The organism is Lentzea alba (genome assembly GCF_047445655.1).
GTDB classification, from domain to species: Bacteria; Actinomycetota; Actinomycetes; order Mycobacteriales; family Pseudonocardiaceae; genus Lentzea; species Lentzea alba_A.
In genome coordinates, this window is record NZ_JAJAEG010000016.1 from 125,134 (window position 1) to 142,233 (window position 17,100).

Genomic DNA, 17,100 nt, shown 5'->3' on the forward strand with positions numbered 1-17,100 from the left:
TGCTGCGGAGAGGAAAGCTTCAATGAGGAAGCCTGCTTCACACATCGCCGCCACAGTCGCGCTCGTCGCGAGCGTGCTCAGCGTTCCCGTTGCGGCACAAGGAGAACCCGTCCGCGTCGCCGAGTTCGTCGCGGACTGCAAGCTCAGCCACCGCCTGCCCGACGACCCGATCGTCCTGCCGAACCTGGCCGGTGCCTCGCACCTGCACGACTTCTTCGGCAACCACTCGACGAACGCCCGGTCCACCCAGCAGTCCCTCGAAGGCGCGACCGGGAACTGCGACCCGGCCTCGGACATCTCCTCGTACTGGGTGCCGACGCTGTACCGGAACAACACCGCGATCGCCCCGACCGGGATCACCTTCTACTACCTCGGCGAGGGCGTGAACAACCCGGCCGCGATCCAGCCGACGCCGTACGGGCTGAAGATCGTGGCGGGCAACGCGAAAGCCACCGGTGACCACGACAGCATCGCGCGCTGGTCGTGCCTGCACGCGGGTCACGTCAACCCGTCGAAGAACTTCGTGGAGTGCCCGGCCGGCACGATGCTGGAGACCTACCTGGACTTCCCGCAGTGCTGGGACGGCCGCAACCTCGACTCGGCCGACCACAAGTCGCACATGTCCTACCCCGTGGCCGGTGGATGCCCGAGCAGCCACCCGGTTCCGGTCCCGAAGCTGCGAATGGTCCTGCGCTATCCCGTCAGCGGCAGCACGGCGGGCATGAGGCTCTCGTCCGGCACAGGTCAAACCATGCACGGCGACTTCTTCAACGTGTGGCCGCGCAACGAAATGGAGCGCCGCGTCCGCAACTGCATCAACGTGGTGCTGAAGTGCGATCACGCCGGCAACCACGGGTGACCGTGCTCCTGCTGGCAGGCGTTCTCAGCGCCTGCCAGCAGGAACCGCCTCCACCCCCAGCGCATAACGGTTACGGCACAACGGAACGCGCGTTCGTCGAACTGGCCATCGCCACCGACGAGCAAGCACTCAAGCTGCTCGAGCTCACCGACAAGTCCGACGTCAAAGCGAACCGGAACACCGAGCTGGCCGAGCTGCGGAAACTGCTCGACGCGCCCTACGTGAACAACCACGCCGGCCACGACATGCCCGGCATGCCAACGGATGCGGAGATCCAACTCGCCTCCACCAGCCCCGAAGCGTTGCGGCAGTTCGTGCACGCCCACCTCACCGAGTCGCTGGAGGTCGTCCGCTCGGCCCGCACGGCGATCACGCACCAGCCGACGGCCGAGGTCGTCGCGCTGATGGAACGCCACCGCACGGCGGAACTGGCGGCCGGGTGAAGCGGGTGACGCCGGAGGAGGTGGCCCGCGTCGCCGGCGTGTCCCGCGCGACCGCGTCCAGGGTCGTCAACGGCGCCTGCACGGTCGACGAGTCACTCCGGCACGCGGTCGAGAAAGCCATCTCCAGCACGGGTTACCTGCCGAACATCGCCGCCCGCTCGTTGGTCACGCGACGCGCCCACGCGATCGGCCTGGTGCTGCCCGACGAACGCCGGATGCTCGGCGACCCGCACCTGGCGAGCGTCGTCAGCGGCGTGACCCGCGTGGTCCGGCCGCTCGGCATCCACCTCGTGCTGATGATGACCGGTCCCGGTACGCGCGAGCAGGCGTTGAGCGACCTGCGGCGCGGCCGGCTGGACGGCGTGATCCTCGTGCACACCGATCCGGCGGATCCGGTGCCCGGCCGGCTCATCGCGGCCGGGCTGCCGGTGGTGCTCGCGGGCCGGCCCCTGCAACCGGTGCCGATCACGTATGTCGACGTGAACCAGACCGCAGGCGCCGCACTCGCGGCCCAACGCCTCAAATCCTTGGGACGCACCAGGATCGCCACGATCACCGGCCCTCAGGACACCCCGGCCGGCCAGGACCGGCTCGCCGGCTTCCTCGCGGAGGTACCGGACGCGGTCGTCGTGCACGGCGACTTCACCGGCCAGTCCGGCGCCACCGCGATGGAGGACCTGATCAGCACCTGCCCCGACGTCGACGGCGTGTTCATCACTTCCGACCTGATGGCCAACGGCGCGATTCCCGTACTCCACCGACACGGCCGCAAAGTCCCCGACGACGTGGCGATCGTCGGGTTCGACGACAGCAGCGCCGCGCTGACGTGCGAACCCGAGCTCACGACCGTCCGTCAACCGATCACCGACATGGCCGCGGAGATGGCCCGCCAGCTGATCAGGCAGATCACCGAGGACGCCCCGGTCACCTCCGTCATCTTCGAGCCCTCACTCGTCATCCGCGGGTCGTGAGGCTCATCCGACCTTCGTGCGAACCGGTATCTCCCGCGCGATGGCCCACGTCATGGCCATCACGACCGCCCACGCACCCAGCGACACCACGTGCCAGCCGTCGCCGAGCAGCTCCGGCGCGTTCCGGATGAGCGGCATGTCCCCGGTACCGGGCATCGTGATCCCGGGTACCAACGCGAACGCGAGACCGACCGGCAGCGCGAGCAACCCGACGTACCCCCACCGGTCGAACGCCGCGGCGAAGAACATGCCGACCGCGCACCACACCAGGAACATCAGGAAGTACGAGAGCACCGACCCGTGCCCCATCGACCGCCAGTCCATCAGGCTGAAGATGCTGCCCTCGATGAGGAACCCGAGCCAGGTCAACAGAGTCATCGCCAGCGCGAAGACCGCGCTGAACCCGGTCGCCGCCCCCAGGAACTCACGGCGCGTGCGGCCGTGCGCGATCGCGATCGGCAGCACGTTGTGGATCACGTACACACCAACGAACAGCACGAACCACCGCGCGATCTGGACTGTGACCAGCATCCACCAGCTGATCGCGATGTCGCCGAACGCCGAGAAGCTGAACGTGGCCGCCAGCACAGCCACGAAGACGCAGGCGGCAACGGCCGCGCCGAACGACACCAGCGACACCGTCAGGTGCCGGAAGATCTTCACCGCAGGCCTCCGACGGGCTCGGTCAGGTGCACGAACAGGTCCTGCAACGCGATCGGCCCGAGCTCCAGCCCGAGCTGGCGAGCACGGATCAACTGCGAGTCGTCGAGCGCGCCGTAGACCATCGCGGCCTTCACCCGCCCCAACGACTTCGTGCTCAACACGGTCAGCCCGGCGGTGAACTCGTCCACCTCCGCGGCGTTCCCGGTCACCTCAGTGCCACGCGACCGCAGCACGTCCGCCTCCTCCTGCAACACCAGGCGGCCGTTGTCGATGATCACGGCCTCCTCCAGCAACGAGGCCAGTTCCTCGATCAGGTGCGTGGAGATGATGATCGTCCGCGGGTGCGCCATGAAGTCGTTGAGCAACGCGTCGTAGAACGCGTACCGCGTCGGCGTGTCCATGCCGAGGTGCGACTCGTCCAGCATCGTCAACGGCGACCGGCTGGCCAGCCCGATCACGACCCCCAACGCCGACCGCTGCCCCAGCGACAGCTCGCCGACCTTGGTCTTCAACGGAATCTTGAACAGCTCCGCCAACTCGCGCGCATGAACGTCGTCCCACGTGTCCCGCCACGCCTTGCCGTACTCAAGGACGTACGAGACTTTGTCACCCTTGTCCGCCGCGTCAGCCGAATGCCGCACGAGACACACGTCCCGCATCACCGAGGCGTTCTCGAACACCGGCGCCCCGTTCAGCATCACCGTCCCGATCGGCCGCCGATACCCCGCGAGCGCCGACATCAAGCTGGTCTTGCCGGACCCGTTGCGCCCCAGCAGTCCGTAAATCTTGTTACCGCTCAGGGAAAAGCTCATGTCGTCGACAGCCGTGACAGATCCGTAGCGCACGGTCAGACCCTGCACGTCAACGCGCATCACACGTCCCCGCTCTCGTGCTGCTCGATCCGTCGAATGACGTCCGCCAACGGAATCCCGATTGCCCGCGCCTCCGCGACCATCGCGTCCACGACCTCCCCGAAGAAGGTCTCCCGCCCCTGCGCCCGCAGCATGTCGCGAGCCTTGGTGCTCACGAACATCCCGATCCCCCTCTTCTTGTAGAGCACCTGCTCGTCCACCAGCTGCGCAAAGGCCTTCGCCGCGGTGGCCGGGTTGATCCGGTAGTAGGCGGCGTACTGGTTGGTCGACATGACCTGCTCATCCGCCTTCAACGCCCCGCTGAGCACGTCCGCCTTGATCCGGTCGGCGATCTGCCGGTAGATCGGGCTCCGGTCGTCGAACACGACTCACTTCCTTGGTTCATTACTCATGTAATGAACCATAGCAGTGCCGGGGTACGATTCACACGTGGTCGGGCTCGCGATCCTGTGCGCGGTACTTGCCGCCGGGTGCAGCGCGCTCGGCGCCTTGCTGCAGCACGCCGGCGTCCGCGAAACCCCGAACCTGAAACTGACCTCGGCCCACCGCCTGGTCACGTCCCGCCGCTGGGTCTACGGCTTCCTGATCCTGTTCGCCTGCGCGATCCTGCAGGTAGTAGCCCTGGCTCTGGCCCCGGTCTCAGTCGTGGCACCACTCAACGCCCTGGCCATCCCGATCATCGCGGTGGCCAGAGCCCACCGCCTGACCGGTCTCCTGGCAGTAGCAGTCCTGGTCGCCACCGCCGGCATCGTCGTCTTCGTCTCCATCACGGCAGGCCAAGCGGTCCCCACCGAGATCTCCCCCAAAGTCGCCTTACAGGCAGGCCAACTGGTCGCCGCAGGCGTACTCGTCTGCACAGTCGTGGCAACGTTCCAAACGGGCGCAGTACGAGCCCTGGCCCTGGCAATCGGCGCAGGCATCGCCTACGGCCTGGTGGCCGTCCTGGTCCGCGACGTGACCACCGCCCTGCCCGAGATCGAATGGATCTCCCTGGCAGGCCTGATAGCCACCTTCCTGGTAGGCGCCTGGTTCATCCAACTCGGCTACGCAGCAGGCCCACCCGACCTCGTCGTGGCCGGCCAAACCGTCGTCAACCCGATCGTCGCAGCCTGGATAGGCATCAAGCTGGTAGGCGAAGGCGCAGGCATGAGCGGCCTCTCCCAAGCGGGCCTGATCATCAGCGCAACGGCCGCAGTAACGGGAACCGTCGTGCTGGCCCACTACTACCGTGCCGAGGTGACCGCATGACCTACGTCGTCACCGGCGGCACCGGCTCCTTGGGCCGCCACGTGGTAGCCGCCCTCCCCGGCGCAAAGTCCGTCTCCCGCTCAACCGGCACAGACCTGTTGCGCAACAAGGGCTTAGGCGCACTCCGCGCCGACGTGGTCATCCACTGCGCAACCTCGTTCCGCCACGAGGTGACCATGGCCCGCGCCGTACTGGCAGCCCGCCCGGCGCACCTCGTCTACATCTCGATCGTGGGCTGCGACCAAGTCCCTCTCCCCTACTACAAACAAAACTGGCCGCCGAACGCCTCATCACCAACTCCGGCGTCCCCCACACCATCCTGCGCGCCACCCAGTTCCACTCCCTGCTACGCCGCATGTTCGACAACCTCTCAAGGCTCCCGCTCATGCTCGTACCAGGCTTCCGCTTCCAACCGATAGACGAGGCAGAAGTAGCCATAGAGCTCGCCACCCTCGCCCAATCGGCCCCAGCAGGCACAGCCCCCGAGCTAGGCGGCCCAGAAATCCGCGAGGCCACCGACCTGGCGCGCACCTACCTGGCCGCAACAGGAAAACGCCGAACCCTGATCCCCATGAAGGTCCCCGGCGCGACCTACCGCGCCTACCGAGCAGGCGGCAACCTGACTCCCACCCGCGCGGTAGGCACCAGAACCTTCGCCGACTACCTCACCGGATAGACAGCGGCCGCATGTCCGTCCAGTGCTCCTCAACGTACGCAAGGCAAGCCTCCCGGCTCTCCTCCCCGAACACCTTCGTCCACCCGGCAGGCACATCCGCGAACACGGGCCACAACGAGTGCTGCTGCTCTCCGTTCACCAGCACGAAGAAGCGCCCCTGCGGGTCCTCGAACGGGTTGGTCATCTCCAGCTCCTCAAACTCTCTCTTCACCTAACCAACACGCGCAGCAAGCTTCGGCTCAACAACAGCCCGAGGCGCCCGCAAAATCGAGTCAAGAATCTCCCCCACCCGCACAGCCGTGTTGGACAACAACGACGACGTGATCCCGTGCGTGTGCTCAGTCCCACCCTGCAGGTAGATCCCACCCCGAACCTCAGGCCCGGTGACCACCCGATAGTCACGCGTAACCTTCAACCGCCCCAACTCATCCCGCTCACAGTGCAGAGCCAGGTCCCCCAACACCCGAACAGGATCAGCAGGCCGGTACCCAGTCGCATAAACGATCACGTCAGCATCGATCGGCAACCGCCCACCATCAGCCAACGACTCGATCACACACTTGCCGTCCGCGTTGACATCGGTAAGCCGCGAAGTGTTGTGCAGCAACAACCTCTGCCGCCCAATCACCTTCTCCCGATACACCCGCCGGTACAGCTCCTCGATCAAGTCCTGGTCAACCACGCCATAGTTCGTGTTCGCGTGGTACCCCATCAACTTCCGCTTGACATCCTCCGGCGCCCGATAGAACTCGTCCACCGCCTCCGGGTCAAAGATCCGGTTGGCAAACGAGCTGTCGTCAGCCGGGCTGTACCCGTACCGCGCAAAAACCCCGTGCACCTCAGCCTCGGGGAACCGGTCGTGGAAGAACGCCACAGCCTCAGCCGCACTCTGCCCGGCCCCCACCACCACAACGTGCCGGGGATCCTCAAGCCCCTCAACCCGATGCAACAGATCCCGGTTGTGCCAGATCCGCTCCCCCGCCTCGACCCCCTCAGGCAGGTTGGCCTCCAACCCGGTGGCCAGCACAACGTTCCGAGCCCGAACCGCCTCATCCCCCACGGCAAGCTCGAACCCGTCACCCTCCGTACGAATCCCGCGAACCTCAGCCCCGTACGAAACCTGACCAGCAACCCGCTCGGCAGCCCACTCGAAGTAGTCGTGGAACTCCTTGCGCAGCGGAAACAGGTTCTTGTGGTTGACAAAGTCGATCAACCGCCCACGTTCCTTCAAATAACAAAGGAAGCTGAACGCGCTGGTCGGGTTGCGCAGCGTGACCAAATCCTTGAGGAACGACACCTGCATAGTCGCGTCTTCCAGCAACATCCCCCGATGCCACCCGAACCGCGCCTGCCGCTCAAAGAACCGCGCCTGAACAGGCCTTTCCTCTTCATCCACCGCGATGGCGAGAGCGAGGTTGGACGGCCCGAAGCCGATTCCGGCCAGGTCTAACACCGGTTCCATCGCGGTCCTCTCGTGGCACTCCCAGGTCTAAAGTAACCCTAACTTAACTAAGGCATGCCTTAGCTAGTACATTCGGACGTGATCCACGTCGCTGATGCCTGCTCAAGCAGGCCTCAAGCGAAGGCGAAGCCGAGCCGCCCTGCCGCGCACCGCCCTGCCGCGCACCGCCCTGCCGCGCACCGCCCTGCCGCGCACCGCCCTGCCGCGCACCGCCCTGCCGCGCCGGGTGAGCCCACCGCTCTTACGCGATGACGAAGGCGAGCCGTCCTTCCCTTACGGACCGGGTGGCGTGGTCCCGTCACCACCGCAAGCACCTACGCAACAGCAAGCCGCCCTGAGCAACAGGCGTGCCATCAGCCTGCGCGTGGCGCTGGCCGGTCTTTGATCAGATTGGCGGGGTCTGGGGCGGCGCCCCAGAAAGCAACCGCCGGAAAAGCACGCAACGGGACCACCTACGGACAACAAACCGCCGCCCGCCAACGCACCAGGGGGACGACCCGACCAACCCGCGCGCCCGCCGCCAGGCGGCCTACCTCCGAGCCTGAGCGATCAGCTCCCGATACCACTGAGCACTCTGCTTCAGAGTCCGCTCCTGAGTCACATAGTCAACCCGAACAATCCCAAACCGCTTGTCGTACCCGTAACCCCACTCGAAGTTGTCCATCAACGACCAGGCCAGGTACCCGCGAACATCCGCCCCACCCCGAACAGCAGCGGCAACAGCCGCAACATGCGACCTCAGATACTCAACCCGATCAACATCAGCAACGAACCCGTCCTCAACATCCAGGTCGTCGAACGCAGCCCCGTTCTCAGTGATCACCATCGGCACCCCGTAGTCCTGCTGCAACCGCAACAGCAACGCAGTGAACCCCTCCGGAACGATCTCCCACCCCATCGCGGTAACAGGACGCCCCTGAGACACGACCTCCGAAGCCCCAGCATCATCAGTCGCCTTGTGAACGTGCGAGGTGTAGTAGTTCACCCCCACCACGTCAATCGGCGTAGAGATGATCTCCAAGTCCCCGGACCGCACGGGAATCTCCGCCCCACGAGCAGCAATGTCGACGAGCACATCCTCCGGGTACCGCCCATGCACCAACGGGTCCATGTAGATCCGCGTGCCAAAGCCGTCGGCCCGACGAGCCGCATCAACATCCCGCGGATCATCCGAAGCGGGAGAGTGCGTGCCCATGTTCAACGTGATCCCCAACGACGCAACCCCACGCGCCCGAAGCTCCTGCACAGCCAGCCCATGCGCCAACAGCAGGTGGTGGGTGGCCCGCATGGCCTCACCAAAGTTCTTACGCCCAGGCGCATGCCGCCCGGTGTCATACCCGAGCATCGCCGAACACCAGGGTTCGTTCAACGTGGTCCAAGTAGGCACACGGTCCCCAAGAGCGTCGTGCACCACCCCAGCGAACTCCGCAAATCGATAGGCCGTGTCCCGATGAGGCCACCCACCAGCATCCTCGAGCTCCTGCGGCAAATCCCAGTGGTACAACGTCAACCAAGGGTCAACCCCCTTCTCCAGCAGCTCATCGACAAGCCGCGAGTAGAAGTCCATCCCCTTGGCGTTGACCGGCCCACGCCCACCGGGCTGCACCCGCGGCCACGAGACCGAGAACCGGTACTTGTCGACCCCCAGCCGCGCAATCATCGCCACGTCGGACGGCATGCGGTGATAGTGATCGCAAGCCACGTCGCCGTTCTCGCCGTTCGCCACAGCACCGGGCCGCCGGGAGAACGTGTCCCAAATGGACAACGTCCGCCCGTCCTCGTCGTACGCGCCCTCGATCTGGTACGCGGACGTCGCCACGCCCCAGAAGAAGTCGGCCGGCAGCCCGGCAGTCACGTCAGACACGCACGTCCTCCAACCAGCACGCCACCCGGCGCTGTTCTTCGACCGACTCCAGCGCCGGCATCCGCTCCCCACAAACATCCATCGCCGACGGGCACCGCGGGTGGAACGGGCACCCTGTCGGCATAGAGCGCAGATCCGGCGGCGACCCAGGAATCCCCTTCAGCTCACGGCGAGGGCCGCGCAACGCCGGAAACGACCCCAACAACCCCTTGCTGTACGGGTGTTTAGCAGCCCGATAAATCTCCCCAGCAGGCGCCTCTTCAACCACCCGCCCGCCATACATGATCGCAATGCGGTCCGAGAACTCGACCAGCAACGAGATGTCGTGCGTGATGAAGATGACCGAGAACCCGAGCGTCTCCCGCAACCGCATCATCTGCCCAAGAATCTGCCGCTGCACCACAACATCCAGCGCGGTGGTCGGCTCGTCCATGATGACGATCTCCGGCTCCAGCGCGAGCGCCATCGCGATCATCACCCGCTGCCGCATCCCCCCAGACAGCTGATGCGGATACGACCGCAACCGATCGACCGGAATCCCCACCAACGACAACAACTCACGCCCACGATCGGTCCGCTGAGCCCGAGACATCGCCGGCCGATGCGTGCGAAGCACGTCATCAATCTGCGTACCGACCGAGATCACCGGGTTCAGGGCGTTCATAGCCCCTTGGAACACGATCGCGATCTCACTCCACCGCAACACCTGCAGCTGCCGCTCCGACAACGCCAGCAGATCCTGCCCCTTGAACAGCACAGACCCGGACGGCACCCGCCCAGGAGCCTGCAACAGCCGAGTAGCCGCATAGGCCAAAGTGGACTTACCGCTGCCGCTCTCCCCAGCCAGCCCCAACACCTCACCGGCGTTCAACGTCAGCGAAACGTCGTGCACGGCCCGCAACGACCCATAATCCACCGAGAGATCACGGATCTCCAGCACCGGACTCATGCGCGCACCTTCCGCAGCCGGGGATTAGCGTACTCATCGATCCCGAAGTTGATCAGCGCCAACGCCGTACCCAGCAGCGCGATGCACAGCCCAGCCGGCACGAACCACCACCAAGCACCCTGCCCAAGCGCCTGATTGCTCTGCGCCCAGAACAGAATCGTTCCCCAGTTCCACGTCGACAACGACACAACACCGACGAACGACAGCGTGATCTGCAACATCACCGCAAAGATCACCGTGCCGACGAACCCGGATCCGATGACAGCCAACAAATTCGGCAGCACCTCGAACACGATGATCCGCCAGGTCCGTTCCCCGGACGCCCGCGCGGCCTCCACGAAGTCACGCCGCCGCAACGACATCGTCTGAGCACGCAGCACTCGCGCACCCCACGCCCACGCGGTCAGCGAGATCACCGCCGCGATCAGCACCGTATCCGCCGACGGCAGCATCGACGCCACGATGATGATCAGCGGCAGCGCCGGGATCACCAGGAAGACGTTCGACAACATCGACAACGCCTCGTCGGCCGCCCCGCCGAGGAACCCGGCGGTCACCCCGACCAGAATGGACAGAAAAGTCGCGAGCACACCGCAAACGAGCCCGACCACCATCACCCCGCGCGTGCCCACGAGCACCTGCGAGAAGATGTCCTGCCCTGTCATCGTCGTGCCGAACCAGTGCGCGCCCGACGGTGGCGACAGCAAATCGTCACCCATCGCGGACGGGTCGTACGGCGCGACCCACTCCCCGATCACCGCGATCAGCGCGAAGAAGGCCAGAATCCCCAGGCCCAACCGAGTCTTGAAGTTCATCGCGAATCAGCCCTCCCGCCGCGTGCGCGGGTCGAGCAGCAGGTACCCGACGTCCGCGAGCAGGTTCGCCACCAGCACCGCCAGTGTGATCACCAGGAACACGCCCTGCATCAACGGGTAGTCCTTCGCACCGATGCCCTGGAACAGCACGTAGCCCAGGCCGGGGTAGGAGAACACCATCTCCACCAGCAACGCGCCGCCGACGATGAAACCGAGCGACAGCGCGAACCCGGAGATCGACGGCAGCACGGCGTTACGAGCGGCGTAGGCGAACATGATCCGCTTCTGCGACAACCCCTTGGCCCGCGCGACCAGCACGTAGTCCTCGGCCGTGACCGTCACCATCATGTTGCGCATGCCCAGGATCCACCCGGCGACCGACGACACGATGATCGTGACACCGGGCAGCACCGCGTGCTCCAGCACGCTGCCGACGAACTCCCAGGAGAACTCCGGCACGAGCCCGGCCGCGTAACCACCGGAGGCCGGTAGCAGCGGCCACGTCACGGAGAACAACGAGATCGCGATCAGCCCGAGCCAGAAGTACGGGATCGACGACAGGAACGTCGTCACGGGGATGAGCGAGTCCATCCACGATCCGCGCTTCCACCCCGCGTACACACCAGCCAGAGTGCCCAGCAGGAACGCGATGACCGTCGTGACACCGACCAGCCCGAGCGTCCACGGAAGCGACTGCGACAGCACTTCCGAGACCGGTGTCGGGAAGAAGGTGAACGACAGCCCGAGATCACCACGCAGGAGCGTGCCCCAGTATTCGACGTACTGTTCCCATATCGACTTCTTCTCGTCCAATCCGAACAGGATGTAGAGCGACGCCATCGCGTCGCTGTTCAGCCGACCACCGAGCTTGGTGATCATCGCCTGCACCGGGTCACCCGGCAGCAGGCGCGGCAGCAGGAAGTTCGCGGTGATCGCCGCCCACAGCGTGATCAGGTAGAACACCGCGCGGCGCAGCAGGAACGTCATGCGGCCGCCTCCACGTACAGCCAGCACGCCGCCCAGTGCCCGTAGGAGTCGACCTCCGTGCGCGGCGGCGCGTCGGTCCAGCAACGTGACTGGACCTTCGGGCACCGCGGCGCGAACTGGCAGCCCGCCGACACCGCGGCGACCTCCTCCGACGGCGCGTCCAGCGCGACCACGGCCCGTTCGGGATCCGGCGCGGACTCGATCAGCAGCTGCGTGTACGGGTGCGCCGGCCGCTGCGTCACGGTCTCGCTGTCGCCACCCTCGACGATCTGCCCGCCGTACATCACGAACGTCTCGTCCGCGAAGTACCGCGCCGACGCGATGTCGTGCGTGATGTAGAGGACCGCGAGCCGCAGCCGTTCCTTCAGGTCCAGCAACAGGTTCAGCACGCCGAGCCGGATGGAGACGTCCAACATGGACACCGGCTCGTCGGCCAGCAGCACCTCCGGGTGGGCCGCAAGCGCTCGCGCGATCGCCACGCGCTGCCGTTGGCCACCGGAGAGCTCGTGCGGGTAACGCGAGAGGAAGTCAGCGGGCAGCTGCACCCGCTCCATGAGCTCCTCCGGCGTCTCCGTCCGCTTGTGAATCTTCAACGGCCGCACGAGGTGGTATCTGATCGTGTGGATCGGGTTGAGCGATGCGAACGGGTCCTGGAACACCATCTGGACCTTGCGCCGGTACTCCCGGACCCGTCGCACCTTCCTGCCGTCGAGCAGGATCTCCCCCTCGGTGGGCTCCACCAGCCGCGCCAGCAGCTTCGCCACCGTCGACTTGCCTGATCCCGATTCGCCGACGAGGGCGGTCACGCGCCCGCGGCGCAGGACGATGGAGACGTCCTGCACCGCGCGCACGCGCTTGTAGGTCTTGACCAGACCTTTCGCTTCCAGCGCGACGTCATCCATTACGCAGCCGGCTTCAACTTCATGACGATCTGCAGGGCGTTTGGCAGCGTGGCCTGCGGCGGACCGTACGGGTCCTCCTCGGACGGCCAGCCGACCCAGCTCTTCGTGCTGTACTCGGCGCCGATCGGACCGGCCGAGGTCGGGATCATCGGCACCTGCTCCACCATGATCTTCTGCAGCGTCGCGAGACTCGTGGCCCGCGTCGCGTCGTCGGCGGCGTTCGCGTACGCGGCCAGCGCGGCCGTGGCCTCCGGGTTGTTGTAGCGGCCGAAGTTCACCGCCGCGGTCTGCCCGATCGCCTTGATCTCCGCGCCGTCCATGATGTTCTGGTACATCTCGTACGGCGTGGCACCGGTGTTGGTCCACCGCAGCGAGCCCTGGAACGCGCCGTTCGCGAAGTCGGTGGTCCACGCGTCCGCGGTCTGCGTGCGCACGGTGGCCTCGATGCCGATCTTCTTGAGGTCGTTCTTGATGATGTCGAGCACGGTCAGGTAGTCCGACCAGCCGGACGGGTTGGTGAGCTCGATCGTGACGGGCTTGCCGCCCGGTGCCTTGAGCACGCCACCGTCCAGGGTGAACCCGGCCGCGGTCAGCTTCTGCTTGGCCTTGTCGACGCTGATCTCGTAGCGCGCGGTCTTGTAGTCCGGCGCGAGGAACGACTCACCGGCCGGCAACGGCATGCCCGTCGGCGACTCCAGCTTCGGGAACAGCCGTGCCTCACCGCGCACGAAGATCGCCTCGCGGTCGATCACGTCGCTCATCGCCGCCCGCAGCGCCGCGTTGTCGAACGGCGCGATGGTGGTGTTGAGCCACAGGCCGTGGATGCCGAGGCCCGACGGGAACCACAGCTTGTGGTTCTTCGGGTCCTTGTCCACGTACAGCTTTTGGTAGTCCGGGATGAAGACGTACGACCACTGGCTCGCGCCCGACGCCAGCGCGGTGGTCTGCGCCGTGTTGTCGTTGTACGAGGTGTACTGGATCTCCGGAACCTTGGGCAGTTCCTGCCAGTACTCGGTGCGCCTGCTGACCGTGACGGTCTGCGAGGTGAACGACTTCACCTGGTACGGGCCGGTGCCGACCGGGTTCGGGTTCGTGTAGGTCGTCGGGTCCTGGACCGTGCTCCAGACGTGCTGGGGCACCACCATGGCGCTGATGACCTTGTTCTTGTTCACGAACTGCGGGGTCGGGAACGTGACCTCGACCTTGCCGTCCGGCGTCGCGACCGCGGTGTCGTGCTTGAGCGAGTCGCGGTTGTTGAGCGCCGGGAACTTCTTCAGCAGCTCGAACGAGAACGCCACGTCGGCCGCCGTCATCGGCTTGCCGTCGGACCACTTCACGTTCTCCCGGAGCGTGAAGGTGACCTTCTTGTAGTTGTCCGCCCAGTCCCACTTCGTCGCGAGCCACGGGACTGGCTCCTGCGTGGGCCGCGTGTTGTTCACGAACGCGAGCGGCTCGTAGATCACGTAGCGGTAGCCGAGCGAACCCGCCGCCGACGTGGGCAGGAACGGGTTGTGGTTCTCGGTCAGCGGCCCGTTGGGCATGCCCACGGTCAACACCCCGGAGGCCTTGGTGGCGCCGCCGGAGGAGCAACCTGTCGCCGCGAGCGCCAGTGCCAACGCGACGATGATTGTTCTGCGCATGGGGGAATCTCCCGATACGACGGTGCATGAGAGCGCTCTCTCATGCGTACGGCGAACTCACCGGACCGCGTGCGTTGGCCCGGTGCGTTCGTTCAGTTGTGGTGGTGCAGGTGGGTCAGGGCGCGGATTCGCGCACGATCAACGAGGTCGGCAGCACCAGCGGGTGGTCGGGCATCGGCTGTCCCTCGAGCGTGGAGAGCAACATCCGCGCGGCGGCGGCGCCCATCTCCTGCAACGGCTGGCGGATCGTCGTCAGCCGGGGTTCGGTGTGTCCCGCGACCGGGACGTCGTCGAAGCCGACCACGGACACGTCCTCGGGGACGGACCGGCCTGCCTCGCGCAGCGCCCTGAGCACGCCGACCGCCGAGAGGTCGTTGTGCGCGAACACCGCGTCGAACGGGATTCCGCTCGCGATGAGCTTGTCGACGGCGACTTCTCCACCCTCGGTGGTGAAGTCGCCGTCGACGATGAGGTCCGGGTGCAGCGTCAGGCCCGCTTCCGCCAAAGCGAGCCGGAACCCGTCCAGCCTCGCCTGAGTGCACCCGAAGTGCGGTGGCCCGGTGACGACGGCGAACCTGCGACGGCCGGCCGCGACGAGATGCCGTGCGACATCCGCGCCTCCCTGCCGGTTCGTCGTCGTCACCGAGGGGAACTCCGGGTGCGAGCCGCGATCGTCGATCATGACGACCGGCAGACCGGCCCGGTAGAGCGTGGAGATGTAGTGCAGGGTGTCCGGCGGCTCGACCACGAGCAGGCCGTCGAAAGCGTTGGCGGACACGTGGTTCGCGAACTGGTTCAGCGACTCCGGTCCGCGGTTGATCGTGTAGAGCAGCAGGCCGTAGCCGTCGGCCTCGAGGGTGTCGACGATGCCCTGCAGGACCTCGCCCATCCACGGCCATGTGAGCGACGGGGCGAGCATGCCGACCGTGCGGGTGCGACCCCGCGCCAGGCCGACGGCGCGTGCGCTGGGCACGTAGCCGATCTCGTCGATGACCTTGCGAACGCGCTGGGCCGTGCTCGCGTCGACGTCCGGCTTACCGTTCAGCACACGTGACACGGTCGCTTTGGACACCTGGGCGCGTTGGGCGACCTCTGCGATCGTGACACGCATGCCGAACTTCCTTCCGCCGCCTCTGAAACCGGTTTCGGTACCGGTTCCGACGAGGTGTGACGGAGTCAACAGCCTGACGTGAGGATTAGTCAAGACTCCAGACGGAAGTTCGTGGGAGCGTTTCCACGGCCTCTCCCATCATCGCAGGTAAACCCCGATCGGGTGAGCCGAATTGAGACAACTTGATCGAATCCGCGTTTCCGGTGCGGCTCGGCCGAACGGACCATCGAACGGTGCATCCGGACGAACCGGGGGTCTGCGGGTGCTGATCGGGCACAATCGGATTCATGGGGGTTGTAACGGCCGTAAGCCGCAGCGAGGAGTACACGTTCACCAAGCCCGTGCGGGAGAGCATCACGCTTCTCGAAGGGCTCGGTGTCGAGGGTGACGTCCACCAGGGCGTCACGGTGAAGCACAGGTCGCGGGTCAGGCAGGACCCGACGGCGCCGAACCTGCGCCAGGTGCACCTGATGCACGCCGAGCTGTTCGACGAGTTGCGGGACAAGGGTTTCGCGGTCGAGCCGGGCGCGATCGGCGAGAACGTGACGACGCGCGGCATCGACCTGCTCGGCCTGCCCACGGGAACGCTGCTGCACCTGGGTTCCGAGGCCGTGGTCGAGGTGACCGGGCTGCGCAACCCGTGCGTGCAGATCGAGGGTTTCTCGGCCGGGCTGCTCAAGGAGGTCGTGACCAAGGGTCCCGACGGCGGGCTGATCCGGCGCGCGGGAATCATGTCGGTCGTGCTCGTCGGCGGCGTGGTGCGCCCCGGCGACGAGATCCGCGTGGAACTGCCACCCGAGCCGCACAAGCCGCTCGAAAAGGTCTAGTCGGTCCCGAAGTGCCCGTCGAGGATCACCGAGATCGTGCGCGGTGCCTCGACGACGGCCAGATGTGCGGCGTCGCCGACGATGTAGAGGTCCGAGTCCGGCAGGTCGTCCGCGATGTGCCGGGCGAACTCCGGCGGCGTCGCGTGGTCCTGCGCGGCCGCGATCACCACCGTCGGCACGTCGATCTTCGCGAGATCCGGCCGCAGGTCCATGTCCCTGATCGCCTCGGCGCAGGCGAGGTAGGACGGCACGTCGACCTTCAGCAGCTCGGACCGGAAGTGCGCGACGACGGCCGGCGCGAACGCGGGCGTGAACCAGCGGGAGACGATCGTGTCCGCGAGGGGCTCCATCCCGAACGAGCGCAGCGTGCTGATCCGTTCGTCCCAACCGGACTTGTCCGGGTACCACGCCGCCGTGCACACGAGCGCCAGCCTGGAGATCCGGTCGGTGTGCGCGGCGAGCCACATGCCGACCATGCCGCCGAGTGACACGCCGCAGTAGTGCACCTGGCGCAGTTCCAAGTGGTCCAGCAGCTCCACCACGTCGGACGCGAGTGTCTCGATCGAACACGGGCCGTCCACCGGCGCGCTGCCGCCGTGACCTCGGTGGTCGAAACGCAGCAAGCGGAACGGGAGTGCGAACTCGCGCCACAGCTCGGTGGTCGTGCCGAGTGCGTTGCCCAGCACGAGCACCGGTGCGTCGTCCGGTCCGGTCAGCGTGTGATGCGGGATCACCGGGGTCACCTCCTCACTCAACGGTGCGAGTCTGCAGGGTGTTTTCCCTGGCCGCACCCCGAATCCACCTCGGATGG

Annotated in this window: 20 protein-coding genes; 7 read left to right on the top strand and 13 right to left on the bottom strand. The window is 66.3% G+C overall.

From position 1 onward, the window contains the following. Positions 1-22 precede the first annotated feature (22 nt). The 3 genes from LFM09_RS26435 to LFM09_RS26445 are packed head-to-tail and all read left to right on the top strand — an operon-like array spanning position 23 to position 2,273. Positions 23-859, top strand: coding sequence for a DUF1996 domain-containing protein (locus LFM09_RS26435; protein ID WP_414099239.1), 837 nt, complete (start codon positions 23-25; stop codon positions 857-859). Beyond that, the gene (locus LFM09_RS26440; protein WP_414099240.1) at positions 856-1,302 is read left to right on the top strand and encodes a hypothetical protein; all 447 of its coding nucleotides are present in this window, start codon (positions 856-858) and stop codon (positions 1,300-1,302) included. Before LFM09_RS26435 ends, LFM09_RS26440 begins: the two co-directional genes overlap by 4 nt. 5 nt (positions 1,303-1,307) lie before the next feature. Continuing rightward, positions 1,308-2,273, top strand: a complete 966-nt coding sequence (locus tag LFM09_RS26445) for a LacI family DNA-binding transcriptional regulator (RefSeq protein WP_414099241.1) — start codon at positions 1,308-1,310, stop codon at positions 2,271-2,273. A 3-nt stretch (positions 2,274-2,276) separates the two neighbouring features. Here LFM09_RS26445 and LFM09_RS26450 read toward each other — a convergent pair whose 3' ends face one another. Genes LFM09_RS26450 through LFM09_RS26460 form a run of 3 tightly spaced genes read right to left on the bottom strand, consistent with a single transcriptional unit; the run spans position 2,277 to position 4,173 of the window. Then, entirely contained in the window at positions 2,277-2,936 is a 660-nt protein-coding gene (locus LFM09_RS26450; protein ID WP_414099243.1) for a hypothetical protein, read from the bottom strand. Next, positions 2,933-3,808, bottom strand: a complete 876-nt coding sequence (locus tag LFM09_RS26455; RefSeq protein WP_414099244.1) for an ATP-binding cassette domain-containing protein — start codon at positions 3,806-3,808, stop codon at positions 2,933-2,935. The genes LFM09_RS26450 and LFM09_RS26455 overlap by 4 nt, the downstream gene beginning before the upstream one ends. Further along, entirely contained in the window at positions 3,808-4,173 is a 366-nt protein-coding gene (locus tag LFM09_RS26460; RefSeq protein ID WP_414099246.1) for a GntR family transcriptional regulator, read from the bottom strand. Before LFM09_RS26460 ends, LFM09_RS26455 begins: the two co-directional genes overlap by 1 nt. 64 nt (positions 4,174-4,237) lie before the next feature. Between LFM09_RS26460 and LFM09_RS26465 the strand changes: the two genes are divergently transcribed. Together LFM09_RS26465 and LFM09_RS26470 are read left to right on the top strand one after the other, a co-directional pair. Beyond that, positions 4,238-5,056, top strand: coding sequence for a hypothetical protein (locus tag LFM09_RS26465; protein WP_414099247.1), 819 nt, complete (start codon positions 4,238-4,240; stop codon positions 5,054-5,056). Between the two features lie 385 nt (positions 5,057-5,441). Then, positions 5,442-5,732 (top strand): hypothetical protein, encoded by a 291-nt coding sequence (locus LFM09_RS26470; RefSeq protein ID WP_414099248.1) that lies wholly within the window; start codon positions 5,442-5,444, stop codon positions 5,730-5,732. On the opposite strand, the gene LFM09_RS26475 is transcribed toward LFM09_RS26470, so the two are convergent. Both LFM09_RS26475 and LFM09_RS26480 read right to left on the bottom strand, forming a co-directional pair. Next, complete coding sequence (locus LFM09_RS26475; protein ID WP_414099344.1) at positions 5,722-5,916, bottom strand: MbtH family protein; 195 nt, start codon at positions 5,914-5,916, stop codon at positions 5,722-5,724. The genes LFM09_RS26470 and LFM09_RS26475 overlap by 11 nt on opposite strands. A gap of 27 nt (positions 5,917-5,943) precedes the next feature. Beyond that, positions 5,944-7,194, bottom strand: coding sequence for a lysine N(6)-hydroxylase/L-ornithine N(5)-oxygenase family protein (locus tag LFM09_RS26480; protein ID WP_414099249.1), 1,251 nt, complete (start codon positions 7,192-7,194; stop codon positions 5,944-5,946). A gap of 94 nt (positions 7,195-7,288) precedes the next feature. Here LFM09_RS26480 and LFM09_RS26485 point away from each other — a divergent pair, with 94 nt between their 5' ends. After that, positions 7,289-7,579, top strand: a complete 291-nt coding sequence (locus LFM09_RS26485; RefSeq protein ID WP_414099250.1) for a hypothetical protein — start codon at positions 7,289-7,291, stop codon at positions 7,577-7,579. Positions 7,580-7,723: 144 nt separating this feature from the next. On the opposite strand, the gene LFM09_RS26490 is transcribed toward LFM09_RS26485, so the two are convergent. From LFM09_RS26490 to LFM09_RS26520, 7 genes are all read right to left on the bottom strand, one after another. Beyond that, on the bottom strand, positions 7,724-9,058 hold the full coding sequence (locus tag LFM09_RS26490; protein ID WP_414099251.1) for a GH1 family beta-glucosidase: 1,335 nt from the start codon (positions 9,056-9,058) through the stop codon (positions 7,724-7,726). Next, complete coding sequence (locus LFM09_RS26495) at positions 9,051-10,007, bottom strand: ABC transporter ATP-binding protein (protein ID WP_414099252.1); 957 nt, start codon at positions 10,005-10,007, stop codon at positions 9,051-9,053. Before LFM09_RS26495 ends, LFM09_RS26490 begins: the two co-directional genes overlap by 8 nt. Then, the gene (locus LFM09_RS26500; protein WP_414099253.1) at positions 10,004-10,822 is read right to left on the bottom strand and encodes an ABC transporter permease; all 819 of its coding nucleotides are present in this window, start codon (positions 10,820-10,822) and stop codon (positions 10,004-10,006) included. Before LFM09_RS26500 ends, LFM09_RS26495 begins: the two co-directional genes overlap by 4 nt. Positions 10,823-10,828: 6 nt before the next feature. Further along, positions 10,829-11,809 (bottom strand): ABC transporter permease, encoded by a 981-nt coding sequence (locus tag LFM09_RS26505; RefSeq protein WP_414099254.1) that lies wholly within the window; start codon positions 11,807-11,809, stop codon positions 10,829-10,831. Then, the gene (locus LFM09_RS26510; protein WP_414099255.1) at positions 11,806-12,711 is read right to left on the bottom strand and encodes an ABC transporter ATP-binding protein; all 906 of its coding nucleotides are present in this window, start codon (positions 12,709-12,711) and stop codon (positions 11,806-11,808) included. The genes LFM09_RS26505 and LFM09_RS26510 overlap by 4 nt, the downstream gene beginning before the upstream one ends. Next, complete coding sequence (locus LFM09_RS26515) at positions 12,711-14,351, bottom strand: ABC transporter substrate-binding protein (protein ID WP_414099256.1); 1,641 nt, start codon at positions 14,349-14,351, stop codon at positions 12,711-12,713. Before LFM09_RS26515 ends, LFM09_RS26510 begins: the two co-directional genes overlap by 1 nt. 115 nt (positions 14,352-14,466) lie before the next feature. Continuing rightward, positions 14,467-15,462 (bottom strand): LacI family DNA-binding transcriptional regulator, encoded by a 996-nt coding sequence (locus LFM09_RS26520; RefSeq protein WP_414099257.1) that lies wholly within the window; start codon positions 15,460-15,462, stop codon positions 14,467-14,469. A gap of 287 nt (positions 15,463-15,749) precedes the next feature. Here LFM09_RS26520 and LFM09_RS26525 point away from each other — a divergent pair, with 287 nt between their 5' ends. Continuing rightward, the gene (locus tag LFM09_RS26525) at positions 15,750-16,289 is read left to right on the top strand and encodes an MOSC domain-containing protein (RefSeq protein ID WP_414099258.1); all 540 of its coding nucleotides are present in this window, start codon (positions 15,750-15,752) and stop codon (positions 16,287-16,289) included. Here the strand turns inward: LFM09_RS26525 and LFM09_RS26530 are convergent. Continuing rightward, positions 16,286-17,044 carry an alpha/beta fold hydrolase gene (locus LFM09_RS26530; protein ID WP_414099259.1) on the bottom strand — a complete coding sequence of 253 codons (759 nt, stop codon included), beginning with the start codon at positions 17,042-17,044 and terminating at the stop codon, positions 16,286-16,288. The genes LFM09_RS26525 and LFM09_RS26530 overlap by 4 nt on opposite strands. Positions 17,045-17,100 lie beyond the last annotated feature (56 nt).

Coding starts and splice junctions, on each gene's coding strand:
- LFM09_RS26435 (WP_414099239.1), top strand. CDS start 23: ATGAGGAAGCCTGCTTCACACATCGCCGCCACAGTCGCGCTCGTCGCG.
- LFM09_RS26455 (WP_414099244.1), bottom strand. CDS start 3,808: ATGCGCGTTGACGTGCAGGGTCTGACCGTGCGCTACGGATCTGTCACG.
- LFM09_RS26470 (WP_414099248.1), top strand. CDS start 5,442: ATGCTCGTACCAGGCTTCCGCTTCCAACCGATAGACGAGGCAGAAGTA.
- LFM09_RS26475 (WP_414099344.1), bottom strand. CDS start 5,916: ATGACCAACCCGTTCGAGGACCCGCAGGGGCGCTTCTTCGTGCTGGTG.
- LFM09_RS26480 (WP_414099249.1), bottom strand. CDS start 7,194: ATGGAACCGGTGTTAGACCTGGCCGGAATCGGCTTCGGGCCGTCCAAC.
- LFM09_RS26485 (WP_414099250.1), top strand. CDS start 7,289: ATGCCTGCTCAAGCAGGCCTCAAGCGAAGGCGAAGCCGAGCCGCCCTG.
- LFM09_RS26495 (WP_414099252.1), bottom strand. CDS start 10,007: ATGAGTCCGGTGCTGGAGATCCGTGATCTCTCGGTGGATTATGGGTCG.
- LFM09_RS26500 (WP_414099253.1), bottom strand. CDS start 10,822: ATGAACTTCAAGACTCGGTTGGGCCTGGGGATTCTGGCCTTCTTCGCG.
- LFM09_RS26505 (WP_414099254.1), bottom strand. CDS start 11,809: ATGACGTTCCTGCTGCGCCGCGCGGTGTTCTACCTGATCACGCTGTGG.
- LFM09_RS26510 (WP_414099255.1), bottom strand. CDS start 12,711: ATGGATGACGTCGCGCTGGAAGCGAAAGGTCTGGTCAAGACCTACAAG.
- LFM09_RS26515 (WP_414099256.1), bottom strand. CDS start 14,351: ATGCGCAGAACAATCATCGTCGCGTTGGCACTGGCGCTCGCGGCGACA.
- LFM09_RS26520 (WP_414099257.1), bottom strand. CDS start 15,462: ATGCGTGTCACGATCGCAGAGGTCGCCCAACGCGCCCAGGTGTCCAAA.
- LFM09_RS26525 (WP_414099258.1), top strand. CDS start 15,750: ATGGGGGTTGTAACGGCCGTAAGCCGCAGCGAGGAGTACACGTTCACC.